Genomic DNA, 22,608 nt, shown 5'->3' on the forward strand with positions numbered 1-22,608 from the left:
CATTGGCTCGACTACAACTGCTGGAGCGCAATATTCTCCAAGAGAATATAAGCTTTTAAGACTAAAAAATTTACCGCAGGATTCTACACACTAGCACAGCCCCGATAATTAATGGCAATGAGCAATTTAAAGAAGGTTACAAAACTTAAGTCTCTGCCCGATTTAACAGACGTAAAAAAGCCGCGAAACTTAGGCGCGGCCCATCAGCTATTTAAGATTAACGCGTTAGCGCTAAGGCGCGGCCGTATCCAGAGACTGATTACTACGCGCCAGCGACTCTTGCACAAAACCGCTAGCCTTCATCTCTTGAATAAAATCGTTGAACCACTGATGCGCTACATCTCGGCTTTTAGGTATAGCTATGGCCTGTTGAATGGCAGTGAAATGATCATCCAGTACCCGTAAACCGGCATTAGACTGCGCATAGGCAATCAAAGGCTGGCGGACACCCGCAGCGGCCTCCAGCTTCTTATCTATATAAAGACTGATGGCACTGGCGGAGGTAGCAGCCCGCTCAATCGTCGCATGCTGCAAGTGGCGGCTTAAAAATAGATCATAGGCGGCGCCTTTACCCACTGCAATACGCACTCCCGGCTTATCCAGATCCTCAACGCTCTTATACGGTGAACTCTCGCTGACTAAATACGTCCCCTCAATGAGTACATAGGGATCGGTAAAATTAATTTTTTCAGCGCGTATCGGATCAACAGCCATAAAGGCCAGGTCCCAGGAGTTTGCACTTAGACCATCAAACACCTTGCCTGCGGCATCGTAACTGATAAAACGAGGTACAACTCCCAGCCTGCGTGCGGCCTCTCGGGCTAAGTCGGCAGATATCCCTGCAGGAGCACCATCGCTGGCATTACGCTGCGCCAGCACCGGATTCCCGTAGTTTATTGCTACACGCAGTTCGCCGCCTGGAGCCAGATCATTTAGTACATTCGAAAAATCAGCCATCACAATACTCCTGCTACTTAAAATAAAGAGGTGACTAAACCATGCCGCATCAGGCAAGCTTCCGTCAATGCCGCAGCCACTTATAATAAAACGCTAATCATTTCGCTAAAATAGGGCTTCTGTCGCCCGGTACATTTAACCAAGGAAGTCTGTGTCTGCTGCTACCCTCGATGATCTCGGTAAATTAATACTGCGCCTAAGCATTGGTGCATTACTACTATTACATGGAATTCAAAAACTTTCACACGGAGTCAGTGGAATTGAAAGCCTGATTATCGCCAAAGGCTTCCCCAGTATCTGGCCTGGGGCGTTTACCTAGGCGAAGTTGCCGCTCCACTGCTTATACTGATCGGTGCCTACACTCGTTTAGGAGGCTTGCTGGTAACCCTGAACATGATGACCGCCATTTGGCTTGTACATAGCCATCAACTCTACAAACTTAACAGCGCTGGTGGATCTCAGATCGAGCTGCAAGCCTTATTCTTGTTCGGCGGCTTGTGCATTACGCTGCTCGGAGCCGGAAGATATAGCCTAAGTGGCTCTGGCGGAAGGTGGAATTAGTCGTTCATAAACTTAGGCAGCCAACAGTTTCTGGTTTCCCTGAGAAAACCGGAAACAAAAAAACACCCCACAGACCGGACAAATACTCCAGCTTGTGGGGCGTAGCTAAGCCTGAATAAAGGCTTGTTTTCTAATTAGCCAAAGCGGCCGGTAATGTAGTCTTCGGTTTCTTTACGAGCAGGCTTGACGAAAATCTGATCTGTTTCGCCATACTCCATGAGCTCGCCCAGGTACATATAGGCAGTGTAGTCAGAACAGCGCGCTGCTTGTTGCATATTATGAGTCACAATAACCACGGTGTAATCGGCTTTTAACTCGGTAATCAGTTCTTCGATTTTTGCGGTAGAGATAGGGTCAAGCGCAGAGCAAGGCTCATCGAGAAGTAAAACCTCGGGCTTGATTGCCACACCTCGAGCTATGCACAGACGTTGCTGCTGGCCGCCGGACAAGCTGTTTCCACTTTGATTAAGCTTATCTTTGACTTCATTCCAAAGTGCTGCCTTGGTCAGGGCCCACTCTATGCGTTCATCCATTTCGCCTTTGCTTAACTTCTCGAAGAGGCGCACGCCAAAAGCAATGTTGTCATAAATGCTCATGGGGAAAGGAGTGGGTTTTTGAAAAACCATACCAATCTTGGCGCGAATTAACGAAATATCGAGCTTAGAAGTCAGGACGTCTTCGTTATCGAGCAGAATCTGACCCTCGGCACGCTGTCCGGGGTACAGTTCGAACATACGATTAAAGGTACGTAACAAGGTGGACTTACCACAGCCAGAAGGCCCGATAAAAGCGGTTACTTTGTTTTCTTTAATCGACATATTCACGTTTTTTAAAGCGTGAAAACCACCGTAATAGAAATTTAAGTCTTTTACCTCGAGCTTAACGCGCTCAGGCACAGCTATAGTTTGCATTGTATTGTCTAATCCAGGCATGAGGACTCCGTATTTATTTATTGCGGAACAGCGTGCGGGCAATAATATTGATCCCCAGCACAAACAGGGTAATCAGCACAGCGCCGGCCCACGCCAGACGGTTCCAATCTTCAAAGGGGCTAGCCGCATACTGGAAAATAACCACTGGCAAGTTCGCCATAGGCGCATTCATGTTCAACGACATGAACTGGTTATTCAAGGCGGTAAATAATAAAGGTGCAGTTTCGCCTGCTATTCGCGCGACAGCCAATAAGATGCCTGTGATAATTCCAGAGAGAGCAGCGCGATAACTGATGCTCATTATGATGCGCCACTGCGGGCACCCCAAGGCTGCTGCTGCTTCGCGCAGACTATTGGGTACAAGCTGCAGCATATTGTCGGTAGAGCGTACAACCACTGGAATCACCAGAATCGCCAATGCAAATGAGCCCGCCCACCCGGAGTAATGACCAACTTGAGCCACATAGACGGCATAGATAAACAAACCAATAACAATGGAGGGCGCTGAAAGCAGCACGTCGTTCAGGAATCGGGTAGCGGGAGCCAACCAGCCACGCTGCCCATACTCGGCCAGATAAGTACCTGCCAACACCCCGATAGGCGTCCCAATCAGTGTACCGACCCCAGCCATCATGAAGCTGCCTAAGATGGCATTCAGCAAGCCACCATCGCCGCCAGGCGGAGGGGTGGCGTGGAAAAACAAGTCAAAAGATAAGGCTGCCGCCCCTTTTATAAGTAGGGTCAGAATAATCCAGAAAAGCCAGAACAACCCAAAAATCAGTGCGATTGACGACAAGGTAAGCATCAGGCGATTGATTGAGTTACGGCGCTTGTAAACAGCGTTATTGGCATTCAGTACAGATGATTTAGTTTCAGTCATGGTGGTTGCTCGCCTTAAGTTTTAGTACCTTCGCTCTTGGATAAACGAAGCAGCAAAAGTTTAGATATTGCAAGCACCACAGTGGTGATCAGGAACAGAATCAGGCCCAGCTCGAGCAACGCGGCTTTTTGCATACCGCCCGCTTCGTTAAATTCGTTTGCAAGCGCAGATGCAATAGAGTTTGATGGAGCGAAAATAGAATTCGGCAGGTTGAATGCATTACCGATGACAAAGGTAACTGCCATGGTTTCACCTAAAGCACGGCCCAACCCCAGCATAATGCCGCCAATGACGCCATTTTTGGTAAAAGGCAATACAACCTTCCAGGTGACTTCCCATGTAGTGCTGCCCAGGCCATAGGCCGACTCTTTTAGCAGCGGAGGGACCAGCTCGAATACGTCACGCATTACCGCTGTAATAAACGGAATGACCATGATCGAAAGAATTAAGCCTGCAGTAAATACCCCAATACCAAAGGGAGGCCCCGCAAACACTTGTTCGAGTATGGGGACCCCTTCGAAAAACGAGATCGCATTAGGCTGTACATAACGCTGAAATATGGGCACAAATACGAACAGCCCCCACATACCGTAAATAATAGAGGGGATCGCGGCCAGCATTTCGATGGCGGTGCCCAGTGGTCTACGGAGCCAGACAGGCGATAGTTCAGTTAAGAACATGGCAATGCCAAAGGAAACCGGCACGGCGATAGCCAAGGCAATAAGTGAGGTTATCAAGGTACCAAAAATGGGTACCAATGCCCCATAGTTGTTACGAACCGGATCCCAGTCATTGGTCCACAAAAAAGCGAATCCATTACCGACAATGGATTCGCGGCTACCATAAAGTAGCGATATCGTGATTGCAGCCAATAACAGGAAGACGAAGAACGCAAAACCGCGAGTCACGTTCTTGAAGATGACGTCTAAGAAGACATTCTGGGTTTGTTTCATAACAGCGTCTTGGGCAATGAACCTAATTCAGCGTGGATTTTGAGCATATTGTTAGGCGCTCTAAAATTACAAAACCGTAATTGTCACACAACAAGGACGGAACCACCTAGCTTGATGGAACCGTCCTGTGCTGCAGGGTGGTTAAACCCTGTTCAAGCATAAACTTATTTTACTATGCAACCCGCTTACTTCCAGATCGCTGAACCGTCTGTAGCTTTGATCTCAGAGGCCCATGCCGCCTTGATTTTGTCTGTAACTTCTTTAGGCAGTGCTACGTAGTCAAGCTCTTCAGCTTGTTTAGCACCATTTTCGAATGCCCAGTTAAAGAAGTTAAGTGCAGCTAGTGCGTTCTCAGGCTTATCTTGAGTTTTGTGCATCAAGATAAAGGAGGCTGAAGTAACAGGCCATGAATCAGCACCTGGCTCTTCGGTAAGGATAACACCCATACCTGGTGCGCTATCCCAATCAGCGTTGGCGGCTGCGGCTGCAAAGCTGGCTTGTGAAGGCTGCACAAACTGGCCATCTTTATTGCGCAGCTGTGTCCAGGACAGATTGTTTTGTTTTGCGTAGGCGTATTCAACGTAACCGATGGAGTCTTTAAGCTGACGTACGTAAGCTGCTACCCCTTCGTTACCTTTACCGCCCTGACCTGTAGGCCAGCGTACTGCTTTACCTTCGCCAACAGTCTCTTTCCAGTCGGGCGATACTTTGGACAGGTAGTTTGTCCAGCCAAAGGTGGTACCTGAGCCGTCAGAGCGGTGTACAACTACGATTGAGCTGGATGACAGGTTAAGGTCGGGATTAAGCGCCTTGATAGCCTCGTCGTCCCATTTGGTGATCTTGGACAAATAGATATTGGCCAGAACTTCACCGGAAAGACGGAGTTCGCCTGGCTTGATACCGTCGATGTTTACAACAGGTACTGTGCCACCAATAATAGCGGGGAACTGAATGAGGCTGTCCTTATCAAGTGCCTCGCCTGTCATGGGGTCATCAGATGCACCAAAATCAACGGTTTTGGCAATGATCTGTTGCTGACCGCCACCAGAACCAATGGACTGATAGTTAACTTGCTTACCGGTTTCTTCGTGGAATGTAGCTGCCCATTTAGCATAAATAGGGTAAGGGAAAGAAGCCCCTGCGCCAGTAATATTAACGGCTTGCACGGACAGAGCGGCAGCGCTAAATGCGATACCGACAGTAAATTTAGATAAAACGCGTTTCAGCATCGAGACACCCTCAATATGAGATTCGGAAAACAGGTGGTTTCCTGTATGTGACGCTATAGTAAAGGTCAAATATTACATGTTCGTGACACTCATGACTTTTTTCAATATTTACGTCGCCGAGCCGAGTCTTTGCATCATCAGCTTATGCAAATTGACGGGTTTTCCGCGCCCTTGCACCTTGACATAGCTTCCATCAGGTAAAGCGCGCCAGGCCAACTGGTTATCCCGCATCGCATAACTGAAGGACTCGACAATGACTCGCCTTTTCAGGCGACGGTTCAGCACCGGGATTCCAAGCTCTACCCGCCTGAAAAAGTTACGATCCATCCAGTCGGCCGAAGAAAGATAAACGTTTTCTTCGCCATCGTTATAAAAGTAAAATACCCGGGAGTGTTCGAGAAAACGTCCAACAATAGAACGCACCTGAATATTCTCAGAAAGGCCGGGTACCCCTGCCCTCAGGGCGCAAATCCCCCGGACAATTAAGCTTATTTTTACGCCGGCCCGACTCGCCTCGTATAGGGCGCGTATAACTTGCGGCTCAAGCAGGGAATTCATTTTTGCCATAATTCTGGCTTTTTTCCCCGCTTCAGCATTCATTTGCTCTGTGCGGATTCGAGCAATCATGGTGTCATGCAAAGTAAAAGGCGACTGCAGCAACAATTTTAAATGCCGGAGAGCCCCAAGCCCGGTGAGCTGTGCAAAGACTTGATCCATGTCGTCACAGATGCCCCGGTCTGCAGTGATAAGGCCAAAGTCTTCATAAAGCCTGGCAGTACGAGGGTGATAGTTGCCCGTGCCCACATGGCCATATCGGCGGATCTCGCCATGCTCACGACGAAGAATCAACGCCATTTTGGCGTGTGTCTTATGGCCCACCACGCCGTAGCTGACATGAGCGCCGACCTCTTCCAGGCGAGCCGCCCAGTTGATGTTGGTCTGCTCGTCGAAACGAGCCATGAGCTCGACCACTACAGTAACTTCTTTGCCAGCGCGTGCGGCCATCAGCAAAATACTCATCAGCTCGGAGTCTTCACCGGTACGATAAATAGTTTGCTTGATTGCCACCACATTTGGATCAGCAGCGGCAGCACGCAAAAAACTGAGTACTGGCTGAAAGGACTCGTATGGATGATGCAGAAGCTGGTCGGATTTTGCGATTGCTGCAAACAGGCGAGCCGGCTGTTCCATCAGCGAGTCAAAGGGCGCAGGAATAGGCGCCCTGTATTCTGGAAACAAAAGATCCGGCCGATCAGGTGTATCACAAAGCCGGGACAGCCTTGAAAGATTTACCGGACCCAGAACCCGATAAGTATCGACTTCACCCAGATGAAACTCGCGTTGCAGGAAATCAGCGAGATGCGCCGGAGTTGAAAGGTCAATTTCCAAGCGTACTGCTGCACCGAAGTTGCGTTGAGAAAGTTCGCCCTGAAGTGCTTGCCGTAAATTGGTGACTTCTTCTTCGTCGACAAACAGGTCACTATTACGCGTTACTCGCCACTGGTAGACCCCTTTGACCTGCATGCCAGGAAAGAGATCGTTAACAAACTCGCTAATCAGTGCAGTGAGCAACACATAGCCGTTTGGCACACCCCCGATATCAGCAGGTACCTTCATGAGTCTGGGTAGCGCACGAGGAGCCTGCACAATGGCAATTGATCCTGCTCGCCCAAAAGCATCAGTGCCAGCCATTTCAATAATAAAATTCAAGCTTTTATTGTAGACACGCGGAAAAGGGTGTGCAGGATCCAGCCCTATAGGCGTAAGCAATGGCAAGATCTCGCGCAAAAAGGTCTCATACGCCCAAGCCCGTAAATCATCGTTCCAGTAACGAGGCAACAAGAGACCTATGCCCTCTTCCATGAGTCGGGGCAAGACATCGTTTACCAGCAGCTTATTTTGCTTGGCTACCAGTTTTTGAGTGGCTTCCTGGGCTTTCTGGAATGCTTGTTCAGGTGTATAGCCATCGTCACCCACCGCGCCTGGATTTTGGAGCATTTGCTCTTTAAGGCTGGAAACACGAATCTCAAAAAACTCGTCCAGGTTGGAACTAACGATGCATAGATAGCGCAAACGCTCAAGCAGTGGCACCGCGTCATTTTCAGCCATGGCCAGTACCCGTTCGTTAAATTTCAATAGCGATAGCTCGCGGTTAACAAATAGAGCGTCAGCAGATGGGAGCATAGTTAAATTAATATCCGTCGTCAGTATCGGTAGACTTTTACACTGTTAATTTGACTATATTGTGAAAAAAGCAGGCGATGGTAAAAAAATAGAAATAAGGACATGTATAAACTTGGCGGTCAGGAAATTCGTTACTGAACAAAACATGTCTTGGCGCTTGACCGTATAATCACATGACAATCATTAAATAACAGCCACAATGGAACAACTACTAGCAGCGGTAGACTTAGGCTCAAACAGTTTCCGACTTTCCATCGGACGCGTAGAACAACATAACGGTCATGCACAAATATATGCCATTGACCGCCTGAATCAATCTGTACGATTGGCCACAGGAATGGGTCCTGATAAACGCATAAGCACCGAAGCAATGCAACGTGCCGTCGATGTGCTCAAGCGCTTTAACGAACGTATTGAAGGCTTTCACCCCAACCGTGTTCGAGCCGTGGCGACCAACACCTTCAGGGTAGCAAACAATCAGGAAGAATTACTTGAGGCTGCCGAAGCCGCACTAGGTTTCCCTATTGAAATCATTTCCGGCTACGAAGAAGCCAGATTAATTTACTCGGGTATCAGCAACGAGCTGCCGCCCTCCCAAAACCGGCGACTAATGATTGATATTGGTGGCGGCTCAACCGAAGTCATTATTGGCCGTGGCTTTCAGCCCCAGTTGCTGTCATCGCTATATATGGGTTGTGTCAGCTATACGGATCGTTTTTTTGCTGATGGTTTAATAACAGAAAGCCGTATGCAAAAAGCCATCTTGGCAGCGCGTAGCGAACTTGAGGGTATTGCAAGGCAGTATCGAAAAACAGGCTGGCAAGAAGCCTACGGATCTTCTGGTACGGCTAAAGGTATTATTGCAATTTTACAAGCCAACGGCATGTCGAAGCGTGGTATTACCCTGGACGGGATGGAGCGTCTCAAAGCCAAGCTCGTACGAGACAAAAACGTAAACGTCACAAACCTGACCGGAATCAAATCCCACCGGGCGCCTGTGCTTGCCGCAGGACTGGCGATTATGATTGCTGCCTTCCAGGAACTTAAGATTAGTCTGATGCTTCCCGGCGAAGGTGCTTTGCGCGTTGGGGTGCTTTACGACTTGCTGGGCCGTGACTCAGAACGCGATAAGCGCGAAGAAACGGCTTTGCAATTAAGTAAGCGATATCAGCTTGATACTCGACAGGCCATACGGGTTAAAACGGCAGCCTTGCAATTCTTCAAGCAGCTGGCACTGCCAGACACTCCGGAAAATCAAGAGCTTGAACGTGCTCTTGGCTGGGCTGCTGATCTGCATGAAGTAGGTTTAAGCATTGCACACAACGACTACCATAAACATACTGCCTATGTTTTAGAACATGCAGACATGCCTGGTTTTTCTAAAGATGATCAGTCGTTATTAGCTTTCTTAACCCTGGGCCACCAAGGAAAGCTGGCCAAATTTGAAAATCATCATGCTGAACGTAACGAATGGCTGACATTACTGTGTTTGCGTCTTGCGGTGATGTTAATGCGACGCCGTGAAGACTTGCCCGCCCTTCCAATCCAACTGCACAACAGCGATAAGAAAGTCATCATCGAGAACGACAAAGTATGGTTTTCATCTCGTCCGTTGTCAGAATATACGCTCCGGACTGAGCAGCAGCAATGGCTGAAAGCCCACTTCGAATTGAAGCTTAAAGGCGTAGATCTTCTTGCGGCACACGCGGAGAGCCCGCTATAAAGACGCAACAGCACGAGAAAAACCCGGGCAATATATTTATTGCCCGGGCTTATCAACCTGGGTGCTACAACCACCTGTCTTTAATTTTGTCTACTCAAAACCGAAGTGGCGCCTATAGCGGGAATCAAGCTGCTGCAAATCCAATAACACGGGAAAATCTGCAGTATTGAAGTCGGGATCCCAGGCAGGTTCGCCACAAATATTAGCGCCTAAATTAAGATAGCCTTTAATCAACGGTGGAATCTTGGCCGGCAAAGTACTGTTTAACTTGTCGACCGGATAGCGGTGCAAAGGCGTTAATCGCGGCATATCCGGAGCTCGCACGATGGACTGTTGTGCCTCACGCCAAACCTTGGCGGCAGTTACGCCATCGTCACGCAAACTAACGCTGGCACAGCCTAGCAGATAGCGGTAGCCCCCTTGGCGCATTAAATGTGCAATACCAGTCCAGAGCAGCATGATGACGCCGCCACTTCTATACTTGGAATGTATACATGAGCGCCCCACTTCCACAAGATTGTCTCGAATTCCTGCCAAAGGGCTGAGGTCGAACTCGGAGTCTGAATAATACCCATTAGCAAGCCTGGCGTTTTCAGGGCTTAAGAACCTGTAGGTGCCCACCACCTTATCTTTGGCTTGGTCTACGACCATAAAGTGCTCACACCAGGCATCAAAACGATCAGCGTCTATACCGGACTGGCTGTCTGGAAATACGGCATTCATTTCGTCAGAAAAGATCTTGAACCGTAGACGTTGTACCGCTTTTAACTCTTTCTTGTTTTGCACCAAACGTAGCTGCAGCCCGGTGGCAACTGGACTATGCCAAACGGACTGCGGTTTTTCATTAACAATTGTGGACCTGAGTTGTAGCATTGTGGCCTCCAAAAACTTTTACACATCATGCCACTTTGATGTTACAAGTTTTTGATCCCCACATGACTATTTTGTGACGTCTACGGCCTGTAACTGCTGCATACCTTCATCGGTGAGCTCTTGAGTTTCGGCTTCTACCATCAGCCGTAGCTTAGGCTCGGTGCCAGAGGCCCGAATCAGCACTCGTCCGCGATCGCCCAGCTTGGCTTCAACGGCGGCTTTTGCCTTGCTAAGGCCAGCATGCGTGCGCCAGTCTTTGCCCGGCTCCCAGGCCACGTTAACCATGGTTTGCGGGTACATTTTAAGGTCGGACACCAGGTCACCCAGCTGACAGTTTCCATGACGCAAAGCGGTAAGTATCTGCAGCGCGGCAATAATTCCATCGCCTGTTGTGTGCCAGTCCAGACACAACAGGTGGCCCGAGCTTTCGCCGCCGAAAGACCAGCCTCGCTGCAGCATCTGTTCAAGCACATAGCGATCGCCGACATTGGCACGCGCAAAGGACACCCCTAGCTGGGTCAGGCGCTTTTCGAGACCATAGTTAGTCATCAGCGTGCCGACTACACCCTTGACGTGACGAGACTGCATGCGGTCACGTACGATCATATAGAGCAGTTCGTCGCCGTTGTACAACTTACCTGAACTGTCGACCATTTGCAGGCGGTCTGCATCACCATCAAGGGCTATTCCCAGATCGGCCCCACGCTTTTGTACCACCTCTAGCAGGTGTTCGGGGTACATGGCACCTACACCATCATTAATATTGAATCCGTCGGGCTCGCAGCCTATGGCATAGACTTCGGCCCCCAACTCTCGAAACACATGGGGAGCAATGTGGTAAGCAGCCCCGTGCGCCGCATCGACCACAATTTTTAGACCGGAGAGATCCAGTTCGTTGGGAAAGGTGCTTTTACAAAATTCTATATATCGCCCCGCGGAATCCTGGAGGCGACGTGCACGGCCAAGCTTATCGGAGGGCACACAATCAAGAGGAAGCTCGATGGCTTGCTCGATTGCAAGCTCGACCTCATCAGGCAGCTTCATGCCCTGGGCCGAAAAAACTTGATGCCGTTGTCTTGATAGGGGTTATGCGAGGCACTGATGACAATACCTGCGGTCAGGCGCAAGGTGCGTGTGAGGTAGGCTACGGCGGGAGTAGGTACAGGCCCGGCCAGCAGCACATCGACACCTGCTGCTGACAAACCGGCCTCAAGCGCGGACTCGAGCATATAACCGGAGATACGCGTATCTTTACCAATGACAACTGTTGGACGATTGGCCCCGCGAGTGTCTTTGCTTAAAACTCTACCGGCAGCGTAACCCAAACGTAATGCAAACTCTGCATTGATGGTTGCCCCACCTACCTCGCCACGTACCCCATCGGTACCAAAATATTTACGCTTATTCATTCGGATACTCCGTATTCAACCGCCATCCATATGCGCAAGGCGTCTGCAGATTGCGCTACATCGTGAACCCTGAGGACACTGGCCCCGTGATGCACTGCTGCCAGCATGCCGGCAAGACTGCCTGCAACACGTTCAGGGGTGGTCGATTCACTAGGTGAGCAATCATGGACTTGCGCGATAAACCAATCAACCAAGGATAAGACTCTATACGCAATTGGGACAAGCCACGTAACAAGCTGTAATTTTGAGCCACGGTTTTACCAAATCCCAAGCCGGGATCAAGCATGATTCGACGTGGATCTACGCCTGCCTTTCTTAGACGGGCTATGTGGTGCGTAAGGAAGTCTCGAACTTCAGTAACAACATCGTTGTAAGCCGGAGCCTGCTGCATGGTTTTAGGCTCGCCCTGCATGTGCATGACACACAGACCGACGTTCGCGTCTGCAACCGCCTGCACTGCGGCCTCACTGCGAAAGCCTGCAATGTCATTAATAATATCGGCACCGGCCTTAATGACTTCGACCATGACTTCGGGCTTGAAGGTGTCGATTGACAGCGGCACGTTATCAGCGCGCAACGCCTCGATTAACGGCAGGATCCGACGCAGTTCTTCGGCGATGCTGACCGGCTCGGCTCCGGGGCGCGTGGACTCTCCGCCTATGTCAAGAATATCAGCACCGTCAGCAATGAGTCGCCGCGCATGGACCAATGCCTGCTCATGCGAAAAATGCTGATTGCCGTCTGAAAAAGAGTCGGGTGTCACATTGACAATACCCATCAATAACGGGCGCTCGAGACTTAGCTCGAAGCGCCCGCACTGCCACGTTTTACTCATGGAGTTGTAGCTATAAAAAGTTAAACAGGGGTGGTTGCAGTAGAGCCGTCACCGGTTGGAGTAAGACCTGCCGCAGGCGGCGTATTATCAGACTTTCCACTACTGCCTTTGTCGCTAAGATCTTTAGGCGGACGAGGCTCGCGTCCCTGCATGATGTCTTCGATCTGGTCGGCGTCGATGGTTTCCCATTCGAGTAGCGCACTGGCCATCGCATGCATTTTATCGGTGTTGTCCTCGATAAGCTTGCGCGCAATGTTGTATTGCTCGTCGATGATCTTACGAATTTCCAGATCAACTTTCTGCATGGTTGCTTCGGACAGGTTCGTCGTTTTGGTAACGCTGCGGCCCAAGAAGACTTCACCCTCGTTTTCCGCATAGACAACTGGACCTAAAGAGTCAGTCATACCGTAGCGGGTAACGATATCGCGAGCAATTTGTGTTGCACGTTCAAAGTCGTTAGATGCACCCGTTGTCATTTGATCCATGAAGACTTCTTCGGCGATACGGCCACCAAATAGTACGGCTATCATGTTCAGCAGGTGGTTTTTATCCATACTGTAACGATCCTGCTCGGGTAGCTGCATCGTGACACCCAAGGCCCGGCCACGCGGAATGATCGTGACTTTGTGAACCGGATCGGTTTTGGGTAGCAAACGAGCGACCAGCGCATGACCAGACTCGTGGTAAGCGGTGTTCTTACGTTCTTCTTCAGGCATGATCATGGTGCGACGCTCTGCGCCCATGATGATCTTGTCTTTTGCCTTTTCAAAGTCTTGCATATCAACGGTGCGGCCATTACGGCGCGCCGCAAACAAAGCAGCCTCGTTAACCAGGTTGGCCAGATCAGCACCGGAAAACCCTGGTGTACCACGAGCCAGGACTTTAGCGTCCACATTGCCAGCCAAAGGCACTTTGCGCATGTGTACATGAAGAATTTGCTCGCGGCCGCGAATATCGGGCAGGCCGACCACAACCTGACGGTCAAAGCGTCCTGGGCGCAATAAAGCCGGATCGAGCACGTCGGGACGGTTAGTGGCAGCCACTACCAATACACCCTGGCCGGTTTCGAAACCATCCATCTCGACCAGTAACTGGTTAAGCGTTTGTTCGCGCTCGTCGTTACCACCACCCAGCCCGGCACCACGCTGACGACCGACAGCATCGATCTCGTCAATAAAGATAATGCAAGGAGCGTGCTTTTTAGCGTTCTCGAACATATCTCGAACACGTGCGGCACCCACACCTACAAACATCTCTACAAAGTCAGAACCGGAAATGCTAAAAAATGGCACTTTGGCCTCGCCGGCAATAGCACGGGCCAGCAAGGTTTTACCCGTACCTGGTGAACCCACCATCAGCACGCCGCGAGGAATACGTCCACCCAAACGCTGGAAGCGTGTGGGGTCGCGCAAGAAGTCGACCAATTCCTGAACGTCTTCTTTGGCTTCGTCACACCCGGCTACATCTGCGAAGGTTACCGGATTGGTGTTTTCATCGAGCATGCGAGCCCGTGATTTTCCGAAGCTGAAAGCCCCGCCCTTGCCACCACCCTGCATTTGACGCATGAAGAAAATCCACACACCAATCAGGAGCAACATGGGAAACCAGGAAACAAATATGCTGGCTAAAAATGAAGGTTCTTCGCGAGCCTTGCCTGACACCTGAACACCTGACTTGACAAGCTCGGGTACCATCCAGAGATCGCCTGGTGAGGTTAGGGTGTAGGTACGGCCGGAATCGGGTGTCACGTATAAGGTGTCACCTTGAATATCGACCTTGCTCACGCGACCCGCACGGGAGTCGTTCATGAACTGCGTATAGGTTACGCTATCGGATGCTGCTGGTTGCCCGTCAAACTGTTTGAAAACAGTGAACAGGACAAGCGCAATAACCATCCAGATTGCGACTTTTGAAAATGAGTTGTTCAACGCCAACCTCCTGCTGTTTCTTTAACTGTTCGGTTTAACTTACATGTTCCTGAACAGAAGCCGTATCCGCCATTCTACCTGATTTAAAAGCCTACTTTGCTAAACTAAGCCTTTAAATCACGTGCTACTAAAAAAGTCTCTGCGGACCGATCCCGTGAAGCTTTGGGCTTGCGCGTGGCAACACGATGAAAATGACCTTTAAAAGACTTAACGATTTGAGAAAAACCACTACCGTGGAACGCTTTAACTATAAGCGCACCTTCGGGACGCAAATGCTTAAGCGAGAACTCGAGCGCCAGTTCACAAACGTGCGTCATGCGCGCCGAATCGGCAGCTGCCACACCTGATAAATTGGGGGCCATGTCTGAAATTACAAGATCTACTTTTCTTCCATCCAGTAATTTTTCCAATTTTTGCAAGACATCATCTTCACGAAAGTCTCCTTGTATGAACTCTACGCCTTCAATAGGTTCCATTTCAAGCAAATCTAATGAGATGACCCGGCCGTTAATAACACCACCTGCCCCGAGCATGCGTTCACGTGCGACTTGAGACCAGCTTCCAGGTGCGGCACCGAGATCAACGACAACGTTGCCAGGCCGCAACAGGTTTTCGTTGTCCAATATTTCGATCAATTTAAATGCAGCGCGAGCGCGATACCCTTTTTGTTGCGCCATTTTGACGTAAGGGTCATTAATATGCTGCTGAACCCATGCTTTTGAAGTTTTTTCTTGCCCATTCCCGTACAATCTCGTTATGCCCACATTAAACATTACTATCCAGCAGCGCAATGAATTGCGCGCCGCGGCCCATGCCCTACGTCCCGTTGTTCAAATTGGCGACAAAGGGCTGTCGGATGCCGTATTTAAAGAAATCGAAGTGCACCTTGACGCACATCAATTAATAAAAGTTCGTGTCTCCGGTGATGACCGCGAACATCGCCTCGCCATCTTCAAAGAAATGTGCGAGCGGCTTAATGCCGAACCCATTCATCACATTGGGAAGGTATTAACCATTTATCGACGTAATGACGCTCGGCAACCTGTAATTACAGCACCAGAACCCGCCACACGGGCTACTCGCAAACCTAACGAACCCTATACACCTAAAAAGCTCGCTGCAGCAGGTATTAGCAAAGGCAAGCGCGGTTCGCCACGTAGCTCACCTGACGAAGAATTCAAGCCGCGGCCTGCCACAACGCCTAGCCGCCCTGCACCCGCAAAACCCACCGCAGCCAAACGTTCGGCTGCACAGCGCCGTACTACGGGCAGTGCATTATCGCTACGCGCTGGTGCTCGTCGCGGCCGCTAGACCTTAATTTGCCAACTGGTTTATAACCTGTGGCCAGCGCAAATTATAAAGCCCATGCTCAATACAGCATGGGCTTTTTCTATAGTACTGCAAGCAAGGGCGATTAAACGTAAGAAATCGATATGATTTCGTATTCGCGCACACCGCCTGGTGCCCTTACCTCGACGACATCGCCTTCGTGCTTGCCAATGAGTGCGCGAGCCACTGGGCTGGATACTGAAATACGCTGCGAGCGGATATCAGCCTCGACGTCACCTACGATTTGGTAAGTCACCTGGTCGCCGGACTCCAGGTCTTCAATTTGAACTGTAGCCCCGAATACAATTCGGCCATCACTGTCCAGCGACGATGGATCGATGACTTGCGCATTGGAGAGCGTGCCTTCGAGCTCCCGGATACGCCCTTCCACAAAAGCCTGGCGCTCGCGAGCAGCATCGTACTCGGCGTTTTCAGAGAGATCACCTTGCGCACGCGCCTCGGCAATCGCATTGATAACGTCAGGACGCTCAACGGTTTTTAAACGATGTAACTCTACCTGCAGGCGCTCAGCGCCCTGCGTAGTCAACGGGATCGCGGACATACTCTTCCTGATATACAAGTAAAAAACGCTCCTGAAAAATTTCACGAGGAGCGCAACAACTAAAAGGGGGACGCAGGGTTTAAACCCTGCATTATGAGAACCAAGCCTGATCTCGCAACCTGACCAGACTTATGTTTATTCTTGTCTTTGGCTAAAATCATAGCCGAAAAGAAAGCCCCAAACAAATTCGGGGCAGATGTCTATATTGTCGACAAATAACACTTAAATTGCAAGCGCTTATACATCGGGAAAACCATAGGCCAGTTCAATGCCAGTACAGGTCTACAAACAATAGCTGGCAATTCCGGCACTACGGAGAGTGCCTTACTGGCTTTGCCTGACAGCTGTATACATAGGCGACCAAGCCACTATTGCCTTACTGCTTTAACATTACGACGCGTTAACAGTGCATGCAGAATTATGGCTCCGAAGGTCGCTGTACCAATACCATCCAAGCGGAATATTCCGAACTCCAGGGAGAAATTACCCGCCCCTAGAATTAAGGTCACAGCGGCCACCAGCAAGTTCTGGCTTTTACCGAAGTCAACTTGATTCACTACCCAGATTCGGGCACCGGCAATGGCGATCAAACCAAAAACCACGATGGACATACCGCCCAGCACCGGGTCGGGAATCATTTGGATGACGGCCCCAAACTTTGGCGAAAAACCAAGGAATATGGCAATGAGCGCTGCCACGGCAAAGACAATTGACGAGTAGATGCGGGTTGCAGCCATCACCCCGATATTTTCAGCATAGGTTGTCACTCCGGTACCACCCACGGAACCGGACAACATCGTAGCTACACCATCACCCACAAAAGCCCGGCCCAGGTAACGATCAAGGTTTTGGCCGGTCATGGCCGATACGGCCTTAATATGCCCCAGGTTTTCGGCAACCAGAATAATCGCCACCGGCACAATGACGCTCATGGCGTGAACTTCAAAGACAGGCGCGGAAAAAGTGGGAAGCCCGAACCATGCAGCCGCAGCAAGGCCGCTAGTGTCTATAGGTGTACCGTAGCCCAGCCCATTGGTGAAGACGGCATAGATCAGGCAGGCGATAATCAAGCCGACCAGAATCAGCAAGCGTTGCACAAGACCTCGCGTGTATACCGCGACACCGCCCACGCAAAGCACCGTCATGAGAGCCATCATCGAATCAAAGGTGCCTGAACCCATGGCCCCTTTTGCAGCAATAGGAGCCAGATTCAGACCAATCACCGCCACGATGGACCCTGTTACTACCGGCGGCATCATTTTATTGATCAGGGCCGCTGCACCGCCCGATCTCGCATCGACGGCCCACACCAGCAGACCAATCACGGTATAAGCAAGGCCACACATAACAATGGCGCCCAGTGCCACCCCTATATTGAGGTTGGCTCCTGAGCCGGCGTAACCAGTCACCGCAATGACACCACCGATAAAGGCAAAGCTTGAGCCGAGGTAACTGGGAACGCGTCCACCCACAAAAACAAAAAATATGAGTGTACCTATGCCCGACATGAGAATAGCGAGATTGGGGTCAAACCCCATCAACAAAGGTGCTAGTATTGTCGATCCAAACATGGCCACCACGTGCTGAGCAGCCATCGCAATATTCTGCGGCCAGGCCAAGCACTCGTCAGGCTGCACAACAGCTTCTGGCGTGGTAGTTGAAACCTGACGCCAGCGCGGAAAATAAGATTGAGACATAAAGGGTACATTTAAGTAGACAGATCTGAGGCGAAAGTGTACGGCTGCTATCAGGCCGGGGCAAGCTATAAGGCGATTTCCTGCACATTTAACGCCATTTAATAAGGCACAAGAGCTAATATCTGTTGAACTGCATCATCTACACGACACGGCTCGATTCCGGCCGCTGCTCTTAGTCGTTAACCCTAATCAAAACCGATAGTGCCCTAGGGCTTATGACTGACATCAAATATTTTTATTGGACGTAATCTGTAGCTTTCCCTATCTTGGCTGCGAGCCTCATCGTTGCAGGCATCGTAATCTCCAGGGAGACTAAAATAATGAAACAACGCATTAAGCCCCTTCTAGCTGCTCTCATGCTGGCTACCAGCGTCCCGGCCTTGGCCGGCACCGTCACCGTCATCACGTCTTTTCCTAAAGAGCTGACCCAAGCCTATAAAGCAGCATTTGAAAAGGCCAATCCGGACATCAAGATAGAAGTATTAAATAAAAACACAGTGTCGGGCATTGCCTACGTGCGGGAAACCGCTGAAGGCCGCAGGCCAGAAGTGTTCTGGGCGAGCGCCCCTGATGCATTTGAAGTTCTTTCTCAAGAAAACCTGCTAAGCAACATTGCGGACATCGCTAATCCGGACGTACCCGATACGATTGGCAGCTTCCCTATCAATGATCCCCAAGGCCTGTTTTTAGGCCAGGCGCTGGCCGGCTACGGCATCATGTACAACACCCGCCTAGTCAAAGCCAAGAAGCTGACTGAACCTCAGTCATGGGCTGACTTACTCACAGCCGAGTGGTACAACAACGTGGGAATCACATCGCCTTCGCGCTCTGGCACAATGCACCTGACCGTAGAGACTATTCTCCAGGGCGAAGGTTGGGAAAAAGGCTGGGAGACCTTGCTGCGCATGGCCGGTAACAGCGCTGCGCTAACTGACCGCTCATTTGGTGTTCCCGATGGCGTAAATAACGGCCAGTTTGGAGCCGGCCCTGTTATTGACTTCTTCGGTCTTTCAAGCAAATACTCCAAATTTCCTGTCGAATTCGTCTATCCGGAAGAAACCGCCATTGTTCCGGCAAATATTGGTCTAATTGCTGGTGCGTCAAACGCAGATGAAGGCAAGAAATTCATACAGTTTGCGTTGAGCAAAGAAGGCCAGGCCTTGCTGCTTGAGCCCCAAATCTCGCGCTTGCCTGTGTTGCCCTACGACAAAATGGATAATATTCCTGAAAACTACCCTGACCCACAGGAAATTGCCAAACGCAGTACGGTTCAGTTCGATGTGAACATATCGCAAAGCCGCTACTATATCGTGCAGTCTCTGTTTGATCAGACCATCACCTTCCGTCACAAAGACCTGCAGGCTGCCAGCAAGGCCATTCTCGACGCCGAAGCCAAGTTAGGTGCCAACCCACAGGGTGAAGCCGCCGATCTGCTTAGTGAAGCGAAAAAGCTGGCCTGGTCACCCTTGCTTAGTGCAGAGCAAGTTCAGGACAAAGCTCTGGCAGAGTTATTTGCCAGCGACAAAAAGGATTCGCAGGTCAGCCAGCAGCTGTCAAAACTGCAAGGTGACTGGAATACTCAATCCAAAACCAACTATGACAAAGCCATCCGTCTTGCCAGACAAGCAGCTGCCCTTTAAATAACGCACACAACAGCACCCTCCCTGCTCCTTAAGCTGAGCGGGGAGGAATTTTAGGTTTAACTGCGTGGGCGGCCTTATGTGGTCAAACGTCGCGGAGTCTTCATGGCCCAATCATTTTCATCCCGTTACCCGACTGGGGTAATACTGGCCGCACTCATCGTGCTGTCATTTTTAATTCTGTTTCTGGTGGTTCCTGTGGGGACCGTCTTTTATACCGCTTTCGTTAATGCCGACGGTAGCTTTACGCTAGGCCATTTCGGATCTTTCTTCCATCAGACCCTGCTGAAAGAATCTTTTGTAAACAGCCTTTACGTTGCCTTGGCTTCTACATTCTTTGCTTCGCTGATTGCGATTCCGCTGGCCTACCTCACAGTACGTTTTCGTTTTCGCGGCGCACTTATTATTCAGACCTTGGGTATTTTGCCCCTGATCATGCCCCCTTTTGTGGGCGCTGTCGCAATGCAGCTGATCTTTGGACGCTCAGGTTCGCTAAACCTCATGCTGGACGACTGGTTTGGCATCACCTTGCCGATCATGGACGGCCTGAATGGCATCATATTTGTCGAGTCAATCCATTACTTCCCCTTTATTCTTCTCAATCTGACGGTGGCGCTACGCAACATCGACGGTGCGATGGAGGAAGCGGCTGTTAACCTGGGTTCTAAAGGCTGGCGTTTGTTCAGACGCATCATATTCCCTTTGGCATTGCCAGGCTATGTAGCCGGGGCGTCACTCGTCTTCGTCAAGGTATTTGATGACCTGGGTACACCGCTGGTATTGGGTATTACCAATATGCTTGCGCCACAGGCCTATTTACGTATCACTCAAGTAGGTATTGATGATCCCTTAGGCTACGTGATCAGCGTAATTATGATTGCCTTCTCGATTTTGGCATTGTGGCTTTCCGCCTCTGCCCTCAAAGGCCGGGAATACTCCACCATTCAGAAAGGCGGCTCATCTTTACAGCAGCGCACTCTGACCAAAACACAAACATGGCTGGCCTATATCTGGATCGGCCTGATCTTGATGCTGGTGTTATCTCCACATATGGGCGTGCTTCTACTGTCTCTGGCGACTGTGTGGAGCTATGCTCCCTTACCCGACGGCTACACCCTCGCGCATTACGCCTCGGTGTTTCAGGAGTCGCAGGGTATGATCAGCAACACCCTGCTGTATTGCGGTTTAGCCGCGGGTATTGACGTTATTTTAGGCACTGCTATCGCCTACATCATGCTGCGCACCAAGATTCCTGGCCGTCAATGGCTGGACTGGATTGCTTCTGCTGCCCTGGCTGTGCCTGGCATTGTGCTGGCCATTGGCTTTATGCGAACCTTCAGAGACGTGAACGTACCGTTCAGCAACGTGGGGATTACCTCTACATGGGTATTAATCATGATCGCGTATTCCGTGCGCCGGCTACCTTATGCGTTGCGCTCTTGCGTCGCAGCCCTGCAGCAAATCAGCATCTCGCTAGAAGAGGCGGCTGCCTCAGTGGGTGCCAATCGCGTCAGTACGATACGCAGGGTTGTGATCCCCTTGATGGGAGGCGGAATTTTAGCTGGCTTTGTCACCAGCTTCGTGACCGCGGCTGTTGAGTTATCGGCCACTATTATGCTGGTCACCCGGGATAGCGATGCCCCGATGAGCTATGGCATTTACCTATACATGCAAAGCGCTTCAGGACGTGGTCCAGGCGCAGCCTTAGGTGTACTGGCCGTGGTTGCAGTCGCTATTGGTACCTACGTTTCACACGTCATAGTCGAGCGTGCATCAGCCCGCCAGCGCCCAGTAAAAGGGAATCAGGAATAGCCATGAAAAAAGTTAGTGTTGAGTGCCGTAATATCCGGCTGTCCTATGGCAAAAACGAAGTGCTAAAGGATATTAGCCTTACCATTGAACCCGGCGAGTTTTTCGCTTTGCTAGGTCCCTCAGGATCGGGAAAATCAACGTTATTGCGTCTAGTAGCGGGCTTTAATCAGCAGAGTTCCGGGCAATTGCTGGTTGATGGCAAAGACATTAGTAGCGTCCCCACCCATAAGCGCAACATAGGGATGGTTTTTCAAAGCTACGCCTTGTGGCCGCACATGACGGTGTGGGACAACGTGGCCTTCGGCCTGGTAGAGCGTCGTGTACCGGCCGCAGAGATCAAGAAAAAGTCGCTGCCGCCCTTGATCTGGTCGGCTTGGGCGATTTTGGGAAACGTCGTCCAAACCAGCTTTCAGGCGGGCAGCAACAGCGAGTTGCACTAGCGCGCACCATCGTTATTGAACCCCAGGTACTGCTACTTGATGAGCCGCTGTCAAACCTGGATCAAAAACTACGGGTGCAGATGCGACAGGATTTGCTTTCCCTGCAGCGTAGACTGGGCATCACCACGATTTTCGTCACTCACGACCAGGAAGAAGCCATGACAACAGCAGATCGGATGGCTGTTATGGATCAAGGCATAGTACAACAGGTGGGCAGTCCATCGAATTTATTCGATTTTCCGTGCAACCGTTTTGTAGCCAACTTCGTCGGCACAATGAACGTGCTGGAAGGCCTGGTCAAAGAGCGCACGCCGTCAACGATTACACTAAGCGTACAAGGCATTGGCGACATGATAGTGCCAATCATTCACGACGACACGCCTGCTGCCCCTCGCCTGGCAGCGAGCTTCCGGCCTCACACCGTGCAGCTGGAAAGCGGTAACGCCGGTAAAAATGGTGATGCCCGCTTTCTATGGATACCGGGAGTTGTCGAACGTAGCGAATTTTTAGGCGACTCTACCCGGTATGGGGTCAAGGTAGGAGAACAACACATCGTAGCGGATCAGTCACATTATTCCGGCTTACCTCAGTTTCTGCCTGGTGCTCCCGTATCCGTGGGCGTAGAACCCACACAAATTCGTTTGTTACCAGCCTGATCGTAGCG

General features: G+C 50.6%; 15 protein-coding genes and 4 pseudogenes. 6 read left to right on the top strand and 13 right to left on the bottom strand.

From position 1 onward, the window contains the following. Positions 1-231: 231 nt before the first annotated feature. Positions 232-957: an ABC transporter substrate-binding protein gene (locus tag L1889_RS02925; RefSeq protein ID WP_238663806.1), complete on the bottom strand. Its 726-nt coding sequence runs from the start codon at positions 955-957 to the stop codon at positions 232-234. 151 nt (positions 958-1,108) lie between these two features. Here L1889_RS02925 and L1889_RS02930 point away from each other — a divergent pair. Next, a pseudogene (locus tag L1889_RS02930) lies at positions 1,109-1,518 on the top strand (DoxX family protein). 134 nt (positions 1,519-1,652) lie between these two features. Here L1889_RS02930 and pstB read toward each other — a convergent pair. The 5 genes from pstB to ppk1 form a co-directional block, all read right to left on the bottom strand. Next, positions 1,653-2,429: a phosphate ABC transporter ATP-binding protein PstB gene (gene pstB / locus L1889_RS02935; RefSeq protein WP_238663887.1), complete on the bottom strand. Its 777-nt coding sequence runs from the start codon at positions 2,427-2,429 to the stop codon at positions 1,653-1,655. Positions 2,430-2,463: 34 nt separating this feature from the next. Continuing rightward, positions 2,464-3,330 (bottom strand): phosphate ABC transporter permease PstA, encoded by an 867-nt coding sequence (gene pstA / locus L1889_RS02940; RefSeq protein ID WP_238663807.1) that lies wholly within the window; start codon positions 3,328-3,330, stop codon positions 2,464-2,466. Between the two features lie 14 nt (positions 3,331-3,344). Further along, complete coding sequence (gene pstC / locus L1889_RS02945) at positions 3,345-4,283, bottom strand: phosphate ABC transporter permease subunit PstC (protein WP_238663808.1); 939 nt, start codon at positions 4,281-4,283, stop codon at positions 3,345-3,347. Positions 4,284-4,468: 185 nt separating this feature from the next. After that, positions 4,469-5,512, bottom strand: coding sequence for a phosphate ABC transporter substrate-binding protein PstS (gene pstS, locus L1889_RS02950; protein WP_238663809.1), 1,044 nt, complete (start codon positions 5,510-5,512; stop codon positions 4,469-4,471). A gap of 108 nt (positions 5,513-5,620) precedes the next feature. Then, on the bottom strand, positions 5,621-7,696 hold the full coding sequence (gene ppk1 / locus L1889_RS02955) for a polyphosphate kinase 1 (protein WP_238663810.1): 2,076 nt from the start codon (positions 7,694-7,696) through the stop codon (positions 5,621-5,623). A 199-nt stretch (positions 7,697-7,895) separates the two neighbouring features. Between ppk1 and L1889_RS02960 the strand changes: the two genes are divergently transcribed. Beyond that, the gene (locus tag L1889_RS02960) at positions 7,896-9,419 is read left to right on the top strand and encodes a Ppx/GppA phosphatase family protein (RefSeq protein ID WP_238663811.1); all 1,524 of its coding nucleotides are present in this window, start codon (positions 7,896-7,898) and stop codon (positions 9,417-9,419) included. A 90-nt stretch (positions 9,420-9,509) separates the two neighbouring features. On the opposite strand, the gene L1889_RS02965 is transcribed toward L1889_RS02960, so the two are convergent. The 5 genes and pseudogenes from L1889_RS02965 to L1889_RS02985 all read right to left on the bottom strand — a co-directional run bounded on the left by L1889_RS02965 (position 9,510) and on the right by L1889_RS02985 (position 15,237). Continuing rightward, complete coding sequence (locus tag L1889_RS02965) at positions 9,510-10,292, bottom strand: GNAT family N-acetyltransferase (protein WP_238663812.1); 783 nt, start codon at positions 10,290-10,292, stop codon at positions 9,510-9,512. 66 nt (positions 10,293-10,358) lie between these two features. Next, a pseudogene (gene glmM / locus L1889_RS02970) lies at positions 10,359-11,701 on the bottom strand (phosphoglucosamine mutase). After that, a pseudogene (folP, locus tag L1889_RS02975) lies at positions 11,698-12,536 on the bottom strand (dihydropteroate synthase). The pseudogenes glmM and folP overlap by 4 nt, the downstream one beginning before the upstream one ends. Before the next feature lie 20 nt (positions 12,537-12,556). Further along, positions 12,557-14,464 carry an ATP-dependent zinc metalloprotease FtsH gene (gene ftsH, locus L1889_RS02980; protein WP_308217583.1) on the bottom strand — a complete coding sequence of 636 codons (1,908 nt, stop codon included), beginning with the start codon at positions 14,462-14,464 and terminating at the stop codon, positions 12,557-12,559. Positions 14,465-14,568: 104 nt separating this feature from the next. Continuing rightward, on the bottom strand, positions 14,569-15,237 hold the full coding sequence (locus L1889_RS02985) for an RlmE family RNA methyltransferase (RefSeq protein ID WP_238663813.1): 669 nt from the start codon (positions 15,235-15,237) through the stop codon (positions 14,569-14,571). On the opposite strand from L1889_RS02985, the gene L1889_RS02990 reads away from it, so the two are divergent. Then, positions 15,221-15,775: a YhbY family RNA-binding protein gene (locus tag L1889_RS02990; protein WP_238663814.1), complete on the top strand. Its 555-nt coding sequence runs from the start codon at positions 15,221-15,223 to the stop codon at positions 15,773-15,775. The genes L1889_RS02985 and L1889_RS02990 overlap by 17 nt on opposite strands. Positions 15,776-15,878: 103 nt before the next feature. Here L1889_RS02990 and greA read toward each other — a convergent pair whose 3' ends face one another. Together greA and L1889_RS03000 are read right to left on the bottom strand one after the other, a co-directional pair. Next, complete coding sequence (gene greA / locus L1889_RS02995) at positions 15,879-16,355, bottom strand: transcription elongation factor GreA (RefSeq protein WP_238663815.1); 477 nt, start codon at positions 16,353-16,355, stop codon at positions 15,879-15,881. Positions 16,356-16,723: 368 nt separating this feature from the next. Next, positions 16,724-18,052 carry a solute carrier family 23 protein gene (locus L1889_RS03000; protein ID WP_238663816.1) on the bottom strand — a complete coding sequence of 443 codons (1,329 nt, stop codon included), beginning with the start codon at positions 18,050-18,052 and terminating at the stop codon, positions 16,724-16,726. Between the two features lie 320 nt (positions 18,053-18,372). Here L1889_RS03000 and L1889_RS03005 point away from each other — a divergent pair, with 320 nt between their 5' ends. The 3 genes and pseudogenes from L1889_RS03005 to L1889_RS03015 all read left to right on the top strand — a co-directional run bounded on the left by L1889_RS03005 (position 18,373) and on the right by L1889_RS03015 (position 22,600). Then, positions 18,373-19,692 (top strand): ABC transporter substrate-binding protein, encoded by a 1,320-nt coding sequence (locus L1889_RS03005; RefSeq protein WP_238663817.1) that lies wholly within the window; start codon positions 18,373-18,375, stop codon positions 19,690-19,692. Positions 19,693-19,797: 105 nt separating this feature from the next. Further along, complete coding sequence (locus L1889_RS03010; RefSeq protein ID WP_238663818.1) at positions 19,798-21,504, top strand: ABC transporter permease; 1,707 nt, start codon at positions 19,798-19,800, stop codon at positions 21,502-21,504. Between the two features lie 2 nt (positions 21,505-21,506). Next, positions 21,507-22,600, top strand: a pseudogene (locus tag L1889_RS03015) (ABC transporter ATP-binding protein). Positions 22,601-22,608 lie beyond the last annotated feature (8 nt).

Origin of the sequence: Paenalcaligenes niemegkensis (assembly GCF_022230885.1) — a bacterium.
Classification (GTDB): domain Bacteria; phylum Pseudomonadota; class Gammaproteobacteria; order Burkholderiales; family Burkholderiaceae_B; genus Paenalcaligenes; species Paenalcaligenes niemegkensis.